The sequence below is a fragment of the Pedobacter sp. NO84 genome (assembly GCF_059703915.1).
In genome coordinates, this window is the sequence record NZ_AP046575.1 from 265,448 (window position 1) to 284,087 (window position 18,640).

Genomic DNA, 18,640 nt, shown 5'->3' on the forward strand with positions numbered 1-18,640 from the left:
TTAACTTATTTACCATAGGTGATGTTAATCAATTCTAGCATGCGTTCTCCGCTTTTTGCTAAACTAAGGTTTTCTAGTACATATTGCCTCGGACTATAGTTGCCTTCAGCTATGCTATCCAGGAAAACGGGCAATTTTTCTTTAAATTCACTTAAATTAGCAAAGGTTTCTCCACACCTTTCATCAAAAAATGGAACTGATGAGGCTGCTATTGCTTTTTCTCCTTCCCATTCAATACGATTTGGATCAAGCCAATAACCTTGATTATAAGCCAAAATTGGAATATCCATAGACATTGCTTCTTGATAAGCTAAACCTTGGCTCTCGTGTTCTGCCAAATAGATCATACCTTTCGCTTTGCTCAACAGCTTTTGGTAAGTGTGTAGCTCATAATTACCATAAATTATCGTTTCGTGATTACAGTTACGTTTTTCTAATAATTGGATTATTGGCTCCAGCATTTCTTTTCTATTCCTTTCTTTATCCCATAAGAATTTGACGTAGATTAAAATATAATTTTTTTCTTCACGCGGTTGCGGTGCCCAAAAATTGGTATCTATTCCGGCAGGCCAGGGGGTACATTTCTCCTCTCCATACCAACGTTTGTAAATTGCCGTTGTCCAATTAGAGTGTTGGAGATAAACTGCAATTGGATAATCATCAAATAGTGTGGGCCACTCAGCGGGATGTGTCATTAAGCCAATTCCGGCTATGATTTTATTTTTTTTGCGGTAGCCATCTAATACAGTTTTCCCTAAGCCAAGTACAATAACTACATCATTAGGTTGTAACTGATTGAAAGGCAAATTTTTTATGTAATCAACTTTAAGTTCATCAAAGCTCTTGCATAAGTTCAAAAATACCCGCTCTATGCTGCCAATTTTTTCTTTTTTAAATAGCGCACGATAAATGGGCTTTAAAAATTTATCGCCATAAATAAAACTGTTGGTATCTGGTGTTTTTTTATAGTAAATGCAAATTCTTCCGATCATTTTTTAAAGAAATAATTTTTGATACGATCTTGAAGTTTTAATTCGAAAAAATAAGCCAATAACAGAGTGATCGAAATCCATAATGCATATTTTACGGGAACATCAAAGCTTGATACCGGATAATAGTTTTTAACCAACATTGCAATTGGGATATGGAAAAGATAAAGCCCATATGAAATTCTTCCAAAGAACAGTAAATTCTTGTTAACCCATGCAGAGTATTTTGTTTCTGTATAGAAAGCAATAGCCATAATCCAAAATATGAAGCACATGATCCATCTTTCATTATCGAAAATCCTTCCCGCGAATGCTAAATAGGCAAAAAGGAATGTCGGGAGTACGTAACATAGTATCCGATTTATCTTCAACCATTTGTTTTCATACCCCATCAATTGGCCCATTAGCATTACACAAAATGGGAGGTGAAAAAGTGCGGAAAAGTTATTGTTCGTATTAATATGTAAAATGCTAAGGATAATACTTCCCAAAGCTAGGTGTGTTAAACATAAATGAAGGAACACAATGCTGATTAAATTAACTTTATTACCTGTAAAATGCTTTTGATCTACTATGCCCCAAGCAAATAATAGACCCACTAACCAAAAATAAAACCCATTTAAGTAGAAAGGTAGAAACTCTGTACCTGGGGGAGTATGGATGCTAAGAATACTTGCAATTATCATTAAAGTTAATAATAACCATATTCTGGGTTTAATAAAAACAATAACGATAAAGAGCAAATAATAGAGCGCCTCATGATTTAAGCTCCAAATAGGGAAATTCTCAAAAATTGCAAAGTAATGCCCAAAATAAGGCAGTGTATTTTGAAGGAATAAGAGATTACCTAAAATGATTTTCCATGGGAATAGTTGAGTAGCAACTACACATAATAAAATGGATGCAATTAGTATGGGGTATAACCGGATGGCCCGTTTCTTTAAATAAGTTGAAATGCTGAAATGAGGTTTATTGTTAGATACCCCTATAGCATAACCCGAGATACAGAAAAAAACCAATACCGATAAATATGGAGAACTCAGATAAAAGACGAATGGCGGCATGTGTAAGCCGTCTATTAACAGGCTGCTGTGTACGGTACCATGATTTAACATCACGAAAAGTGCACATATGCCCCTGTACGACTCGATATTTTCGTTATAAGGTCTGGCGACTAAGTTTGGTTGAAGATTTTTCTGAAAAAACCTCATTTCATTTGCTCCATTATCTTTCTCAGGCTTTCTTTTATAGAATGGTCATTTAGTGCGGCAGCTTGGCCCTTTAAGCGTAATTTAGCTCTCTTTTTTGGATCCAGCTTTAACATATTAATTTTTTCGACCAACTCTGCGCCGTTAGTATATGTTTCTATCTCTTCTTCCAGTTGATATAATTGCTCTAAACCTTCAGTGTTTTCTGTCAAATAGCACGCTCCAAGCATAGGCGCTTCGATGTCTCTAAGTCTTGAATAGGTGTCAGGCTGGTTTAATGGGAACTGAAAGCTTGGATATCGGTTTATTCCGATAGTAACTAAACTTTCTCTGGTAATTTTAATATAATCTTCAAAACTTGGTTTCGTTTTAATTAATAATTCCAGTTGTTCTGATAAGGTTGTGGGGATGTTGTTATCTTTTACTTTATTTATGAAGGCGTTAATTCCGAAATCCCTGATAAAGTTAAATTGATTTATAATTTTATCAAATGCTGAACTGGCCACTTTGGTCTCTGTTTCCATTTTACTTTTCCACCCTGAACCGTAAATATCAATTTCAAGCTTTGGAAAATCTTTAACTAAGTTTTCAAAAAATAATTGTCGTTGAATATCTTTTGAGCCGATAAACGAAACTTTGTTGCTCTCTACTTCTGTTGGTATCCTATGGCCGGGCTCAACCCACATCGGCATAGGCAGGTGTATGGTCGGGAACCCTGCATTGTTGTACATTTTAAGGGCCTTAAATTCTGGAACCCAGTTTAAATCGAAAACACCAAATTCTTTTGGGGCTTTTCTGAAATTTCTTACGTTGTCGCAGAAAAAATTAACGCAGAAGATACCCATTTTTTGGAGTTCCTTGATGGCCCCCTCATCAACTTGATGAGGGTATAGGTAGCTGAGAAAAAGCGATACGTTGTTTTTTTTTAGGTAGGCAATTGTCAATTCCCAACTGTTGGTTTTCCATTCCATTAAACTTTCTTGAGATTGTGGCACCAATCCGTAGGCCCAATCTATTTGCTCGCATTCCAACCATTCGTGTCCGGCCTCTTCAATACCATTTTTGATATAATATTGCCAGAAGCTATAGGCAGAAATGGGGTGTTGTACTTTTGATTGTAAAAATGAAATGAAGATCTTCAATTTATTCCTTTTAGTAAAATCCTTCTCAGTTTAAGTAATTTCTCCGTAGCGTTAAAGCCTAGATTCCTGTAACAGAAACCCATCAAACCTTGATCTGGGATCTCAAAATTTGGATCTAGTACTTTGATCCAATCGTAAATAAGTTTGCCATCTGTAATATTATCCTTTGCTACCCAATGAGAGAGTGGCCATAAGATTTTAATTCCTGCCTCTTTTCTCCTTTGGGTTAATTTATTGGAATTCTCTAATTGGGCAAATGCATTTTGGTAAATTTTTAAACTAGCCATATTAGCGAGCATCATCTTATGCCCTGATACGCTTTGTAACCTTTCTTGCTGATGGGCCCTATGCGCTAAAGTTGGGGTATCTATAAAGGAGGTCTTAGGCTCTCTTAATGCCACTTCGATTATGAACTGACGGTCGTCGCGTATCCCAAATTCTTGCCTGTGGGGGATATCACAAATAAATTCTCTTTTAAAAAGATAGGCCGAATAATGGGAAGAATCGGTTTCGCCCAATTGTTGGGCTATAAAATCATCATTTCTTGCCCATTGTATTTGGTGCATTAATTTTTCATCTTCCGAATATACTTCGTGCCCTGCAGCCACCAGGTCTGCGTTTTTTGCTTCCGCTTCCGCGAAAAGTAAATCGGTTGAAAAAGGGAGTAACCAATCATCCGAATCCAGAAATCGAATATATTTTCCTTTTGCCTTAGCAAAAAAATTATTGATAGCCCAATCTTTACCCTGGTTTTTTTGATGGAAAATCTTAAGATTAGACTGGGTTTGTAACCATTCAAAAGTACCATCGTTGCTTCCATCGTCGATCACGAGAACCTCTATGTTAAGTTTGGTGTCAAAACAAGAGCTAATGGCTTTGGGCAAGCTCCATAATCTGTTATAGGTGGGTATAATGATGCTTACGTCCATTAATCTATAATCCTTTCTGATTTTTCTATGGGCCTAAATCCAAAGAACAATCTATAAACTGGTCTGAACATGCTTTTTGCAAACTGTTTCATTTTATAAGGTATTGCCACACCCAAATGAGCTAGAGACTTTGCAACATTAAGGGTTTTCCCTTTTGCTAGTAGATTTAATATTTTTGCTTCTGTAATGTAGGGATGCAATTGGTTGTAGTTTCCAAGGTAATGAACAATTAAGGGTTTTGCCTGCTGTAACGGCCAAAGGGGATTGTATTTGCTATGGGTGGGGGTATTGTACAATATCACTTCACCCTTAAGGAGATTAGATTTAACTCCGCTCTGAAAGTTCACAAATTCGGCCATTATTGATCCATCTTCCTGAATTGGTTTTTGGTTATAGAGTTGCATGGCCAAAGCCATCAGCACCTCATCATTGGGTCTGCCCCGTAGTCTTACGAATCCTATTTCATCATATTGCTGCTCCAGTTCTCGGGCTTTTTGATATACTTTTCTTGCAACTTCACCATTTTCTAGGTAATACACTCCGCCATTAAATTTTGGGAGATGGGCAATGTTAAATTTTTTGCAGATACTGGCAATATCACCAAACCATTCTGTATTTGATACTAAGGTTCCAACTACGGATACATCATGCCCCTTAAACTTTTCGAACACGATGTTGAGGTTGCCATATACCAAACAATCACTATCTATAAACAAGGTTTGCCCATCAGGGGCAAGCTGATCTAAGAATAGTTTAGGTGTAAAACCCTTGCCAAGTTCATCTTTTTTTACCGGAATGATTTTAGTGAAAGACTTGATATCTTCCGGTAAAAATTCTTCAGCATCTGTTACTAAATAGAAATTGATCGCTGCATCCCTATTCCAGTACCAAAATGACCTGGCCAGATTAACTGCTAAATCAACATACAGTTTTTTACCGGTAGCTATAGTTAAAACATTTTTTACCATCTTTAATTTAGGCGTAATTTATTTAACTGCTTCAATGGCCAATGTATATAGACTCACATTTCCCTGATGTGCTTCAATTTGGTTAAGTGCAGGAATAGTGGATTTCGTTGCTTCTGAGAGATAAAATCTGGTGAAGCCTGTATCTGCCAACAACTTACTAAGAGTTGGCCCGTCATAGATAAATTTATGCTCATAGTTTAAAAATATGTCGTTGATAAAAAACGAGATGTTTTCTTGTCCTGGAGCCGGAATATAGTTTTTTGCATTGTAAAATCCAGGTTTGATCCATGTGTTTAATACCTCGTTAACAAACGGAGTATTGATCGCATTTTCTTCAAAATAGCTTTTCATATATCGCTCTAAATCTGGAGTGCAAATACGCAAAACCCCACCTTTTTTCATCACCCTAAAAATTTCCTTCAACATTAACTGAGCATCCACATAGTTGATGTGTTCGATGTGATGCTCGCTAAAAACATAGTCGAAGCTATCTGATGGAATCGGAAAAACTTTGGTTACATCAAGAAAAAAGATATTATGCCGAACAAAATAATCTGTATTGAACCAATTTTTTAAGGCGTTTGATCCCGCACCGAGCTGCAAAGATTTTAATCCATCATTTTTTAAATATAATGATAGGTTTTTGATCATGTTTCGTACCCATAAGCTGTGCTTAACTTGTACTCCTAATTTATGGATGAAAGGAATATTTTTTAAATTCATTATTCTATTTAAAACGATTTATAAAGCTAACTATTTATGGGGCTTAGCCTTTGTAAAATTTCTCCTCAGTTTTAGAAATGGAATTTCAATTAATTGATAGTTAAAGTAACAAATAACTGGAATTAATAGCGTTCCAAAAACCATAACCAATGAGTTATATTTTTGATCTATAAAGCTGCTTATAAGATAGTTCTTTATAGCTATTAGAGGCTCATGAAGAAGGTATAAACTATAGCTTGATAAACCTATTGCAATGGGGATTTTTAGCCATTTTTTAATTTTAACCAAATGATTTTCTTGTTTCATTACAAAGATTAAGATTGGCGACCATATTAAAATATAAGATATATTCTTCAATAGAATTCCTTGGGTGTAATCGATAAAATGCAAAGCGATAAATAAACTAATGATAAAAATTACCATTAAGGCCCACTTAAATGATTTAAAAAACAGGGGATTTCGAAAATATTGATCACAGGCCCAGGCGCCAAAACACCAACCGAACCATAAATTGGTAAATAAAAGGTACTGCGGAAAAGTTAACTCTTTGCCACTGGCATTAAACAAGCCGATACTTATACCTGTAACTACCAAAGAAAAAAGAAGGGCAATATTTGCGTTCCATTTTCTATTAATGTAATAATAAATAGGATAAATGAAATAGAACGCCATTTCTACAGTAATTGTCCATAAAACAATGTTGATCGTACTAAAGTAAGTCCTACTAAAACCTTGCCCATTAAATAGATGGACAATTAAATCGCTAGTTGAAATGTGCAAACTAGGATTAATTATGGACATAATGATTACTGACAGGATTAACGAAAAGAAATATGCAGGATAGATTCTGAAAAATCTATTCAAGTAGTAATTCTTAAGTTGCAAAGGTTTATTATCTGTTAATTGTTTTAGGCACGACAGATGAATACAAAAACCACTAAGTAAAAAAAACAAGGGCACCGCATAGGTAGAACCCAATACATCCGTATATCCTAAAAGTTGTATTCCAGTGTATTTTGTAGCAATAAAACCAAGTTGTTGATGGTAATAAAAAACAGCAAATGCAGCAAAGGCCCTTAACAAATCTATCCCAATAAATTTATTCACGGGCCAACATTTGATCTATGGTTTGTTTAAAGAGGACCATATCTATATGTGCATTTCCCCATTTTGCATCATCTTTTTCCCCTACTAGATACCAATAGCTGAGCTTTCTTAGGCTTGCCAGGTTATAATAACAGTCTGTTCTAAAATAATCTGGAGAGAACAATTCTAATACCTGGCAATTTTGCGGCACAAATAAAAGGTTAAATAGTGCTGCGCCATGGAAAGAAACAATCATGCTTGCTTCACTAAAACACTGGTGTTGTTCGGAAATTGTTAAGCTTCCTGGGTCGAGAATAGTAAAACCTTTTTGTTCTAATACATCGATTAATTCTTTTTCATTAATGATATTTCGCTTGGCTAATTCGCCTCTTTTCAGGTAGAATTTTTTATTCCCTGTGCCGGCCGTTGTTGGACTTAATTTTTGGATGAGGTAGTTTACATCTTTCACACTACTTCTTCCCTCACTTCCTGCTAGAGTGCTAATATACAGGTATTCGATATGCAATTTTTGATCTGCTTTCACCTTAATCACTTTCTCCATAGGGATCCCAAAAAGGGGCAAGAGGGAGATAAAATGATCGGGTACCGTATCGCTGATCAAAACATGATCAAGCTGATGTAGGATAGGTTGATAAAATCTAATCCTTGCTAAAACGTCAAAAAACCAATGGTAAATGTTGTCCGACTTAGAAAAAAGTAAAGACGCCGTTGTACCTGAAATGGGAAGAATGTTAAGAGAAAAATTTTGAAATGGCTTATTGTACTGTTTTCCTTTTATCGTTGAGATATTAAAATAATGGGCAAAATCTTCGAAGATGTAGTTACGATTGGTCGCGGTTATACCTTCATTACCGATGATAAAAGAATCTGGCAAAAAGTATAGGTATTTTTTTGTGGTTTTATAGGCCTGATTGATGGTAAAAGCAGCTAACTTTCCATGTTGCAAACCTTTTGCTGCTGGTAAAAAGTAAGTTTCTTCCTCGTCTATTAAAAAATATTGGGCATACCTATTTTTTGAATAGGGAATTAACTTAGAATTTTGTTTATCGATAAATTTTTTTGTAGAGCTCAAAAATCCCTTTGGATAAATAAAAGGGAATTGCTTTAAAAAATATTTAAGTGTACTAGAATTTAACATCCTTTTTAAATAGATCTTTAGAATCTTGAATGGCTAAAATATTTTGATAAACAAATATCTCATGTGATGTGCTGTATTTTCCCATATAATGAAGGCCTTTACTTGAGATCCGGTAAAAATTAAAGTTAGGAAGGATATCGTAGAAATCTTTAAAAAACGTTCTTGAACTTACATTGAAATCGTTAAATTCGAATTGGATTACTCTTATTTTGCCATTATCCAACATTTTTTTCGCCCCTTTTAATACTTCTAATTCGGCGCCTTCAACATCTATTTTTAAAAAGCCAACCTTATCGATTTTATTTTCCTCGCAGAAATTATCAAAGGTATTAACCTCAATTGTAAATTCCTGCAGGTTTTCTACATTATAAAAATCAACTAATCCGGCCTTATACGAAGTTGAAATCTGATCATTATGATGGTCTAGGCTGTTATAAAGTGTAATATTACCCACATGCGAATGGAGTCCGCAGTTTAAGAGCCTCACATTTGGATGGATGCTTAATGCTTTTTTCGCTTCCTGATATACATTTTGCATGGGTTCAAATGCATTGATCTGAGCTTCTGGAAATATACCTGCTAATAATAAACTGTAATCGCCATTATTTGCTCCAACATCAATAAGGGTTAAATCACTAATTATGTTGCTGTTTTTTATAAATTTCAGTACCTGTTCTTCACCGCTTACCTGAAAGTTATTAAAAGCAGAAATACCCATTTGAATGTGGGCGTGACTAAGTAACCTAACATCTAATTTTTTGAGGATAAAGATTAGAACTCTTTCAATAAAATGTTTCATGGACGAAGGAAAGTAAGTGTTAATTTGATGGCAAACATAGGATAAAAATTTTAAGAAGGCTTAAACACTGCTTGTTTTATAAAACTTATCCAGGCTGAAAGTTTCCAGCCAAAATATTTAGTGGTAAATCTATATAATGGAGTATGCGTATAAAAATTTTCTGCTTGGGTATTTCCCAAAGATTTGATCTTTTTCCTTATTATTTTAAATAATGAAAGGTGTAAAGGATAGAGTGTAACGGCTACGTCCCAATACAAACGACCAAATATTTTATTTAACAGTTCTTTTTCAATAAAAGGAGTTAGATGCTTATACTTTAGATCAGTTGATAAAATAGCACTTTCGAAAGCTTTTTTGCTTTTTGATGCGCTTAGATTTGTAGTTACCTGGTTTATTTTTCGGTAATAGTTGATGCTTTCAGGTACATATTTTATCCCCTCACTGTTCAAGATAACCCTGCAAAAGTATTCACCATCATCATCTAATGTTAAATTTTCATTCCAAAAACCTGCCTTTTCAATTATTTTGGCAGGAACAAGCCATGAATTTGGCTGGATCATCCCACCTAAATTTTCGCCCACAATTTCTGCGCCGTAGAGTTTGGTTAAAAATTGAACAGGCTGGTGCAGGCCTTTAAACCAACCATGCGTGATGTGGGCCTTAAAATGTTGCTCTCCATCATTAAAAAAAGTTGTTGCACCAAGAGCTATCCATCCCTTTTTATCTTTTAACTGCTCAATCTGTACTTTAATTTTATCCTTATCTAATATGTCATCGGCGTCGAGAAACTGCATATATGCACCTTTAGCTTCTTTAATGCCCCTATTTCTGGCTGCAGATGCCCCACGATTTTCTTGCTCGATTATTTTTATGTTTTCACCTGCAAAGGAATTGGCAATGTAGAGGGATTGATCACTAGCCCCATCAATTACGATAATCAATTCTTTATTTCCCCAGGTTTGGTCTATGGCCGATTGGATGGATTGGGCCAAATATCGCTCAGCGTTATACACGGGTATAATAATCGAAACTAGAGGTTGTAAACTTAATTGATCCATGCCTTTTTAAGTATGGCCTTAAAGTCTTCTACCTCGATGTGCATATTTGCGCCTTTATTAATTTCGTTAGCATTAACAGTATTGCTTTTACCTATCAAATACGCATATTTCAGTTGTAAATGATTGGATAAAATCCAAAAGCAGGGATTAACCCACAGTGGTGAAAAGAGATCTATGATTACCGTTTTAGGCTTACAAAAGGCAATATTGGTAAATCCAGATCCGTGGGGGCCTATTACTATTTCCGCTTTAGAAAACAGTGAAGCCTGGTCAGCAACACTTAACTCTTCCAAATCAATGATTTCAAAATTTAATGGCCGTAAAACTGCAAGCAATTCTTCTTCATTGATAATGGTGCGTCCGCGAGCCCTTTGTACATAAATTCGCTTTTCTTGAACATCATTATTAATTTCTTTGCTAAACAAAGATCTTAAATATAGGGCTGATTCTAATGAGGGGCGGTTGATAGGAGAGGGCAGTGACGGTATGATTAGGGTTTGAGCGGCTACGTGGAAATTCCAATGATCAACGCTTTGCATAATTTTACTTTCGGCTATGCCTGCTCTTTCTAAAGTTTCTTTTTGAAAATTAAGATGAGAAAAATTAATTACAAACTTGTCGATATCATCTATTAGTTTACTTTCTTTCAAAAGATTAATTCTAGGTAAGATATCAAGCATCCAATGGTAATATACTTCGGCACCAGAAGCTGCTAGAACGGCTAATGTTTCCTTAATTGCTATATCTGGCTGGAGCTTAACCTGTTCAAAAATGGAATGCTTAGGGTTGTCGTACTCCCTAGAAACATCCTTAAAGAGATAGTTTTGTGCTGTAATTACTGCCCCTTGGTTACCCCAGATCCTCCAATTTTTGGCTTTGATCACAAAATTTTCGAAAGGATCTAAATTGTTATAGAATGCAAATTTCGCATTGATTTGTTCATTAAGGGAAAGGGGTAGTATATTTTTTTCGGGAGCGATTTTCTTTGATAAAATAAGCTCTACATCATTTATCACTTGTGCTAGAGAAGCTTCGCCAATAGGAACTCCTGAAATTTTATGATAAATTTTAAACTTTCTCAACAGTTTGAGCAAAGCTGATTTGAAACTTGATTTTAAATGTTGAAGCATTAGTTGTTAATCATGCTCGAAAGAACGGCTTCAAATTGTGCTTGAATTTTCTCTGGATTAAATTGTAATTCAGCTAAGTCGCTACTTGCTTTACAGTAGGCCGCATAAAGTTGAGGATCTTGTAAATTAGTTAATATTGCATTTAACCCTTCTTTAATATTACCCTTAACCATTAGTGGAAAATTATTTTCTTCAAGGAAGTTGTAAAAAGGACTTCCAGTAGGTGATAGGGTAATTATAGGTAATCCCAAATGCGAAAACTCGACAAACTTGCTCGGAAAACTATGCATGGCAAATGGGTTAATAATTTTATTTGTTCCATAGTTTACCAAAATTGCAGTAGCAGTTTCTGCAATATAGGATAAGGCATCCCGGTTTGTTTCAAATGGTTTATTTACAATTAGGTTGGAGTGTTTCTCTTGAAGTTGAAATAGCTTTTTAGGCTCATTTGTAATTATCGTTAAACGAAACCCTTGTGCTTCAAGCACATCTAAAACATCATTAAATAGGTTTAGGTGATGTTGCTCTATAGTGCCAGCGTATACAATGTTTTTGATTGTGGTCCTTTTTGCATGTGGCTTAAAACCATCGGGTATGGGGTATAGCACCTCGTAATTGCCGATTGGACTCTCTAAATAATAATTGACCAACTCTTTGGTTACGGGCAGCATAAATGAACTTTTTAAGATGGCCTCTTTGCCATAATCTTTCCTTAAACGTTGGATTTGTTTCTCAGGACTTTTAATATCCCATAGATCATGAAGAAATAATACCAAAGGGATGTTGGTTTTCTTCGATAGCCGTGCCATTGCCACACTGTAATAATGAAATAATACAGAAATGGCGAGTTGTGGCTGAATCATTTTTACATGTTTGGCAAATTCCTTTTCAATTAGTAGAAGTCGGACGCGAACTAAAAGAGGGCTGTTTTCTCTGAAAGGTGGCCACCATTTTTTCCTTAGCTTAAAGGTATGGACAATAAAATTTTCGGGATAGTTGGATACAATATTAGCTCGATAAGCATTTTCTGGAACTAGCATATGGATTTCCCAATCCTTTAGCCTAGTAAAATGCCTTAAAAAAACAATCATTCCAGAAATGCCTTCTGCTGGTAGGCTATCATGTATAAACAATAATTTTTTACGCGTTTCCAATCTTTGCTTTTAGATGATTTGATAATAGTTGAGTGACTTTTTTGCCCGCAACATCCCAGTTCAAGTTTTTTTTATAACTAATATATGAATTATTGGCAAGCTTACGATAAGCTTCAACATCGGTAAAATAAGTTTTAATAAAAGTTATGTACTCGCTAGCCGAAGCCGTTAATTCGAATGTTTTTCCGTTCACATTATCTTCGATAATAGTGGGTATTCCACCTGTTTTGGTAGCGATTGCTGGTAATCCATAGGCATTGGCTTCGCAATATACCAAGCCGTAACATTCGGCTTTTGAAGGAACGATCAAAAAATGGGCAAGTTTAAATAGTGATTCATATTGCTTTTTATGGGCCGGATTTTTTTTGGAAAGAAATCCAACCTGATTAACGAAAGCTGGCTCTTCGCCATTTAAGAAAGGGGTACAGCCCACGATATGGAGTATACAATTAATTCCACTTTCGTTCAGTCCTTCAGCAACTTTAAGGGCTACTAAACCTCCTTTACGCTCCCAGTCGACCCCAGAAAAAAGCAGGTTACAGGTTTCAAAAGATTTAGAGGCGATAATTTCTTCTACTTCTGATTGTGCTAATTCTTCGGTCATATTGGCTCCAAAAGGAACAACATGTACTTTATTTTCGGCTATGTTATAAAATGATTTTGCCGTTTCTGCAGCCCAGTTAGAAGCAAAGAATATAGCTTCTGCTGCATCATACGCTTTTTGCTCTAACTGATTAGCCTTTTTAATTGTATCTGGGTGTAAAATAGAAAATTCGGGATAGTACCCCAGCATGGCGTTAAATGAAGCATCCACCCAGAAGGCTTTTGGAATTGATGAGGGGGCAACAGCGATTAACTCTGAAGAATTACTGAAGATAAAATCTATATGATCATGTTTTTTTAATTGCTCCTCAATTTGAGGTTTATATTGGTTATAGTAAGATGGATAGCGATGCGGCTGCAGGAATTTACCAGTTAACTTAGGGACAATTTTCTGCATCAACCTTAATAAGAAACTAGGCTTATTATTAAAAGAATGTACATAAACAACTTCATTGCCTGCGTTAACCAGGGATTTTGAAATGTAATGGGTTAAGCCCGACCAATTGTGCACATCATTAGGATTACCGTTTGTTAAATAAACAATCTTCATCACCAATTTATCTTTCTTAATAATTTATTGATCACTTTATTTTTGAAACCAAAGCGATTGGTCTGAGATGTGGCAAGCCATTGATGAACAAGTTTGTCAAATTTAGATCTGGGGTCATAAATGTGTGTACTATTATCACTAATAAGTTGCTGATAAATCTTTTTCCAATCTACATACCAGATGGCCTGTTTTCTAAAATAGTTTACTCCGTATTTATCAAACCACAAACACACTTCTTTATCCCACCAATACTCGCCATTGTCTTTGATATCATTTAACGAAATATGATGAGTAGTTAGATCTGTTAACCAAGCCGGTTCAATTTTCCTGATGTCCTTTATCGGTAAATCAATATGGTGGTACTGGCGATATATGTCGATATTATTCCTATCGGGGAATTTTATTTTTTCGAAGCATTCGTACCATCTGTGTTTGCTTAATAATCTTTCCTTTAAAGCATATTGAAAGTGGAGTATTTTAAGTTCTTTATACTTGACCCTATTTTCGGTTAAATCTGAGGGAACCCTTGGACTATGAATGGTATTTCCTTTATGTGGCCTGCCGTCATTGATGTATCCAAAGAGCATTTCGCCTCCATTTGCACCATAATAGGTTTCGCACCCCGGTAAAACGTTTAACCAAGGTAGCCAAATTGTAGTGCCTGGACTTTCATTTTTAAGCTGTTCCCATTCAGGATTTTCTTGATAATTAACCAATATTTCGTCTGCATCCAGGGCCATAAACACATTGTTTTCGCCTGGAATTTTTCTCGCTTCATCAATCAGCTGTTTTTGTCGCTCAGATTCATTGTAACTTGTTCCGCTATTTTCTATCAGTATTACCTTATCAAAAGATTTAGCAATTTCTTTAGAGTTATCCGTTGAACCTTGATCAGAGACAATAATGTGATCTGCCCATAAGCTTGCTGCACTCAAAAAAGTATGGAGGATCCAGGCTTCGTTTTTTACAGGGGTAAGGCAAATTATTTTTCTTTCCATTAGAGTTTAATTAACACATGCATTTGATCTCCCGCAAAAGGGATGTATGATGAAAGCCTAGAAAGCCAGTAATTATTATGTTCTAAAGTGCTGTACTCTATTTTTTCTACCTTGAGGCCAAGTTGTTTAACTACATTTTTTAATCCACTAGCAGTAAAATGCCAATAATGTTGATCGGGCACCCATCCATACCATATGGTTTTTAACTTAAGAGGAACAATACCTTTAAAATTTGTTTGGACTAACAAGAGATACTTTCCCTTATTTCGTTCGGCAATTTCTTTAAGCAATGTTAATGGTTTTTCTACATGTTCTAAAACCTGTGCCATAATAATGAGATCAAAATTAACCCCCTCAAAATGCTGTTCAGGGTAGTAACCTGTTTTAACGTTCAATCCTTTTTTTTGCGCAATAGCGGATGCGCTGAGACTAGGTTCAACGGCATAAGTCTGATACCCTTTTTCTTTTAAAAACGAAAGAAATAAACCTTGTCCACACCCCAATTCTAAAATATTGCCATTTGCCGGGATATACCTTTTGATCAGATCATACTGTTTGTATAAGCCATCTTTCCATTGGGCAGGTAGGTCATCAATGTTTTTGAAATCAAATTGTTCATGAAAATCCTCTTCTGTATACTCAATGTAACTCGGGGCTGGTTGGGTAAAACCATTTAAACAACTGTTACAATTATAAATCGCATGATTACTGGCTAATTGCAGATATTTACTGTTGTTTGTACTATTGCAGAGGTTACATTTAATCATGAATACTGATGTTTTGTAAGATGGTTTCCAATTGATGATGTATAATAGCTGGTGAAAATTTCTTTTGATATAAAATTTTTATTTTTTCTGCATAGTCCTCGCGGGTAGTCGAATTTTGAAGCGCTAGAATTTTTGCCTTTATAAGATTTACATCTAGAGAATTAATGTATACGAATGTGTCAGGATTTTCAAGCGCTATTCTTGCCGAACTACTGTATGGAGGGGAGATAATTAGGATTGGCAAATTAAATCCCATCATGTCTATTAATTTTGATGGGAAGTTGGTCTTAAGAAATATTTCATCTTTAAAATCAAAGGATTGGGCAACAACACAAACATCAATATGGTTTTTTATATAGCTTAATAGATCAGTACGGTTTTTAAAAAAGCCCAGGTTTTTAATCTGAACAGTGTTAACATATGGCCCTTCTAGTGGGAAACCGGTACTGCTGATATGTAATTCGTGATGTCCCTCTGCTAAACAATTTGCAAAAAAAAGCAAAGGGAGATATCCATTGCTGATCGAACCAAAATAACCAAATGTTAACTGGTTTTTATCCACACTAGGTTTAAGATCGGATGATTTAACCTCGCCACCAATGGGATAAAGAACAGTTCCCATTGCATCGTATCTTTTAAAGAATTCTTCATTCATTCCTTCGGCAACGCATAATCTAACGTTGGCAAACTGATAGATCTTTTTGAGGCTTTTTCTTTTAAGGAAATTGTTGATAGAATCAGATCGTATTTGGTTTTCCATATCATCATGACAGAATATAACCAAAGGGATCTTGTTTTTCTTTGCAATGCGATATGCACATGGCAACAGATAATCGCTCCAGGTGGTAAGAAGAATATCGGGTAAGCTTCCTTCGAATTCTTTTTTTGCCTTGAAATAAAAAAGGCGAGAAATCATAAGTTCACCGATCCAATGCAAGTATTTTCTAAAAAAAATTCTTCGTATCAGTCTAATGATAAAAGTATGCTTAAGTTTTATGGTCTCCCATGCTTCACCTGCTTGGTAACCTGCTTTTTGGTGGGTAATTACTTTGAGTGTATGACCATTGGCCTCAAAATACTTGAAATGCCTATAAATAATCAACGGGCCGGCCACATCGTTAACTGGGGTTATACTCCCAACCAACCAAATTTTCAATTTCTTATCTGCCAAACTTAAGCGTTGGGTTTATCATTGTTAATTCCATGTCTTTCTTACGTGTGAAATACTCAAAAGTGCTTTTTGCAAGTTTTTCATCGCATTACCCGTGCTAAAATGTCCACTATTCTCAAAGTTTTTTTCTGTTCTGGGTACTGATAACTGTGTTAGGATGGCCGTAGTAAGTTCGCCAACCTTTACAGGATTGAAATAGGTAGCATAATCGCCCATTAATTCCCTGTGTCCTTCTAAATCGCTCAAAAGCACTGGACAACCTAGATAGGCGGCTTCTAAAGGAGGCATATTTGATGGTCCCAAAAATGTAGGCATTACTAGTGCAGCGGCATTTTTGTACAAGGAGAAAAGTTCAGTATTTGGGATAAAACCAAGAATATGTACTTTCTCCTCTAAATTTTTGGCTGAAATTTGATTTTGAATATAAGCTAAGTTTCCCCTATCAGCACCCGTAAAAACCAATTTTAAAAGAGGATGTGTTTTACCTACTTCATCAAATGCTTCTAATAGGAGCATGTGGTTTTTATGAGCCCAAAATTGGGCAGGGTACAATAGAAATTTGTTTTTTTCGAGTGCATATTTCTCCAAGATTGATACTTGTTCTGTAAGAGTAGCGTTTTCATTAATAATCTTGCCAGGAAAGAGAGGCATTACTTTTATTCTATCCGAATTTAACTTGGTATACTGCATTAGCTCTTTTTTGCCCATTTCAGTTTCGGTAATTACAGCTAGTGCTTTTGGCAGAACAGTTTCATAAAAATGTTTTCTGCTTTCGAATGCCTCAACGAACTCGGGAAACATGTAAGTAGAATAATGCCCAATATCCCAATGGGTGGTTATAAAGGGATAATCAAAATCATTTCCGCCTGGTCTCAAATAAAAAAGAAGATCAATTTGATTGAGTTTTAGCTCTTGGGTAATTAGTACATCTCTACGTTTTGAGTGATGAACTTCTTTCGCTTCCAGCCATCTATTTGACCATCCCACGTTAATTTTTTGAAGTCCCAACATGTAAACCTTTCTAAATAGGTCGGTTATAGTTGGGTTTTTATAAGGATGGAACGACAGCAGTTTTTTCTTTGTATTTAGGCTAGATTTCCCAGACATGTCGATGAATATGATTTCTAATTGATCATCAAATTCAAAATCATCAATAGAATTAATCAATTGATGGGTATAGGAATATCCTCCTCCTGCATGGGGGTCCAAGTCATCAATTGGAATTCCTATTTTCATTTTAGGCATTTATTTTATTTATTTTTAAAATAAGCAGGTGATTTTTTAATCAATTTCATTTTATGTAACAGGTTTACAAACTTTCGCAATACAAGATCTAAATATCCCCGATTTTTTATACCATGGATATTGCGCATCAAATCGATATCTGCCGCTTCTATAATCTTCTGTTCTACTTTACCGAAATTGGTGCTCCAAGGTATAGTTTTAATTTCCCTATTTGCTTGTGGTCCATCATAGGTAGTATGCGTTGCTTCATCATTAAAGCCAATATTGCTGATCAAATTATAATTGGTATTCACACATAGTCCCTTAACTCTGATGATGCTTAAAATCCATTGATAATCCCAGGTATCTAAGCCGTAATTTATGAGAACGTTATAAACGGAGAGCCAAAACTTCCTCTCGAAAGGGTCTTTAAAAGTACGCTTTAGGTCAATGGGGTCTTCAAAAATTTGATCAACTTGATAACGGTAGTTTTGCCAAGCTCTTTTCCATGTGGCCCAGCCCCAAATATTGGCGTATTTTGAAAAATAATAGAGGGAATTTCCGTATATTTTATCATTTTGATTACAGCCCGAAACGTGATAAACATTCAAATTATCCTTATGTGTATTGAGCATTAGCTCACAAAACTTAAAAAAGTCCTGACTTGGCAAACAATCATCTTCGAGAATAATTCCCTGCTCTACCTGTTCAAAAAACCATGTTATTGAACCGCTCACCGCTCTACCACAGCCGAGGTTATCTTTTCTAAACAAGGTTTTTACCTCGCAATCCCAATCTATAGCGTTTAGTATGGTATTTCTGGTTTCTTCACATTTTATGATGTCCTTTTCATTTCCAGGTCGCGGTCCGTCTGCAGCAATAAAAAGTTGCTTAGGTTTAGCAATTCTAATCTGTTCAAATACTATAGCACTGGTTGATGCCCGATTGAAAATTAGAAAAAGAACAGGTGTCTCTAACATGG

The 18,640-nt window shown here is 35.5% G+C and carries 18 protein-coding genes; all 18 read right to left on the minus strand.

Features of this window, described 5'->3' with window-relative positions:
• Positions 1–5: 5 nt before the first annotated feature.
• The 18 genes from AC6H0V_RS01255 to AC6H0V_RS01340 are packed head-to-tail and all read right to left on the minus strand — an operon-like array spanning position 6 to position 18,638.
• Positions 6–992, minus strand: a complete 987-nt coding sequence (locus AC6H0V_RS01255; protein ID WP_497561889.1) for a glycosyltransferase — start codon at positions 990–992, stop codon at positions 6–8.
• Entirely contained in the window at positions 989–2,200 is a 1,212-nt protein-coding gene (locus AC6H0V_RS01260; protein WP_497561890.1) for an acyltransferase family protein, read from the minus strand. The genes AC6H0V_RS01255 and AC6H0V_RS01260 overlap by 4 nt, the downstream gene beginning before the upstream one ends.
• The gene (locus tag AC6H0V_RS01265; protein WP_497561891.1) at positions 2,197–3,339 is read right to left on the minus strand and encodes a glycosyltransferase family protein; all 1,143 of its coding nucleotides are present in this window, start codon (positions 3,337–3,339) and stop codon (positions 2,197–2,199) included. Before AC6H0V_RS01265 ends, AC6H0V_RS01260 begins: the two co-directional genes overlap by 4 nt.
• The gene (locus AC6H0V_RS01270; protein WP_497561892.1) at positions 3,336–4,268 is read right to left on the minus strand and encodes a glycosyltransferase family 2 protein; all 933 of its coding nucleotides are present in this window, start codon (positions 4,266–4,268) and stop codon (positions 3,336–3,338) included. The genes AC6H0V_RS01265 and AC6H0V_RS01270 overlap by 4 nt, the downstream gene beginning before the upstream one ends.
• On the minus strand, positions 4,268–5,236 hold the full coding sequence (locus tag AC6H0V_RS01275; protein WP_497561893.1) for a hypothetical protein: 969 nt from the start codon (positions 5,234–5,236) through the stop codon (positions 4,268–4,270). The genes AC6H0V_RS01270 and AC6H0V_RS01275 overlap by 1 nt, the downstream gene beginning before the upstream one ends.
• A gap of 18 nt (positions 5,237–5,254) precedes the next feature.
• Positions 5,255–5,959 (minus strand): class I SAM-dependent methyltransferase, encoded by a 705-nt coding sequence (locus AC6H0V_RS01280; protein WP_497561894.1) that lies wholly within the window; start codon positions 5,957–5,959, stop codon positions 5,255–5,257.
• Positions 5,960–5,989: 30 nt separating this feature from the next.
• Complete coding sequence (locus AC6H0V_RS01285; protein WP_497561895.1) at positions 5,990–7,066, minus strand: acyltransferase family protein; 1,077 nt, start codon at positions 7,064–7,066, stop codon at positions 5,990–5,992.
• On the minus strand, positions 7,059–8,204 hold the full coding sequence (locus AC6H0V_RS01290; RefSeq protein ID WP_497561896.1) for a glycosyltransferase family 61 protein: 1,146 nt from the start codon (positions 8,202–8,204) through the stop codon (positions 7,059–7,061). Before AC6H0V_RS01290 ends, AC6H0V_RS01285 begins: the two co-directional genes overlap by 8 nt.
• On the minus strand, positions 8,191–9,003 hold the full coding sequence (locus tag AC6H0V_RS01295; protein ID WP_497561897.1) for an FkbM family methyltransferase: 813 nt from the start codon (positions 9,001–9,003) through the stop codon (positions 8,191–8,193). Before AC6H0V_RS01295 ends, AC6H0V_RS01290 begins: the two co-directional genes overlap by 14 nt.
• Before the next feature lie 50 nt (positions 9,004–9,053).
• Entirely contained in the window at positions 9,054–10,061 is a 1,008-nt protein-coding gene (locus AC6H0V_RS01300; protein ID WP_497561898.1) for a glycosyltransferase family 2 protein, read from the minus strand.
• Positions 10,049–11,143 carry a glycosyltransferase family 61 protein gene (locus AC6H0V_RS01305; protein ID WP_497561899.1) on the minus strand — a complete coding sequence of 365 codons (1,095 nt, stop codon included), beginning with the start codon at positions 11,141–11,143 and terminating at the stop codon, positions 10,049–10,051. The genes AC6H0V_RS01300 and AC6H0V_RS01305 overlap by 13 nt, the downstream gene beginning before the upstream one ends.
• A gap of 47 nt (positions 11,144–11,190) precedes the next feature.
• Entirely contained in the window at positions 11,191–12,345 is a 1,155-nt protein-coding gene (locus tag AC6H0V_RS01310; protein WP_497561900.1) for a glycosyltransferase family protein, read from the minus strand.
• Positions 12,332–13,498 (minus strand): glycosyltransferase family 4 protein, encoded by a 1,167-nt coding sequence (locus tag AC6H0V_RS01315; RefSeq protein ID WP_497561901.1) that lies wholly within the window; start codon positions 13,496–13,498, stop codon positions 12,332–12,334. The genes AC6H0V_RS01310 and AC6H0V_RS01315 overlap by 14 nt, the downstream gene beginning before the upstream one ends.
• Positions 13,498–14,496, minus strand: a complete 999-nt coding sequence (locus AC6H0V_RS01320; protein WP_497561902.1) for a glycosyltransferase — start codon at positions 14,494–14,496, stop codon at positions 13,498–13,500. Before AC6H0V_RS01320 ends, AC6H0V_RS01315 begins: the two co-directional genes overlap by 1 nt.
• The gene (locus tag AC6H0V_RS01325) at positions 14,496–15,263 is read right to left on the minus strand and encodes a class I SAM-dependent methyltransferase (protein ID WP_497561903.1); all 768 of its coding nucleotides are present in this window, start codon (positions 15,261–15,263) and stop codon (positions 14,496–14,498) included. Before AC6H0V_RS01325 ends, AC6H0V_RS01320 begins: the two co-directional genes overlap by 1 nt.
• Positions 15,256–16,434, minus strand: coding sequence for a glycosyltransferase (locus tag AC6H0V_RS01330; RefSeq protein ID WP_497561904.1), 1,179 nt, complete (start codon positions 16,432–16,434; stop codon positions 15,256–15,258). The genes AC6H0V_RS01325 and AC6H0V_RS01330 overlap by 8 nt, the downstream gene beginning before the upstream one ends.
• Positions 16,435–16,458: 24 nt before the next feature.
• Entirely contained in the window at positions 16,459–17,670 is a 1,212-nt protein-coding gene (locus AC6H0V_RS01335; RefSeq protein WP_497561905.1) for a glycosyltransferase family 4 protein, read from the minus strand.
• A 14-nt stretch (positions 17,671–17,684) separates the two neighbouring features.
• Complete coding sequence (locus tag AC6H0V_RS01340; protein ID WP_497561906.1) at positions 17,685–18,638, minus strand: nucleotide-diphospho-sugar transferase; 954 nt, start codon at positions 18,636–18,638, stop codon at positions 17,685–17,687.
• Positions 18,639–18,640 lie beyond the last annotated feature (2 nt).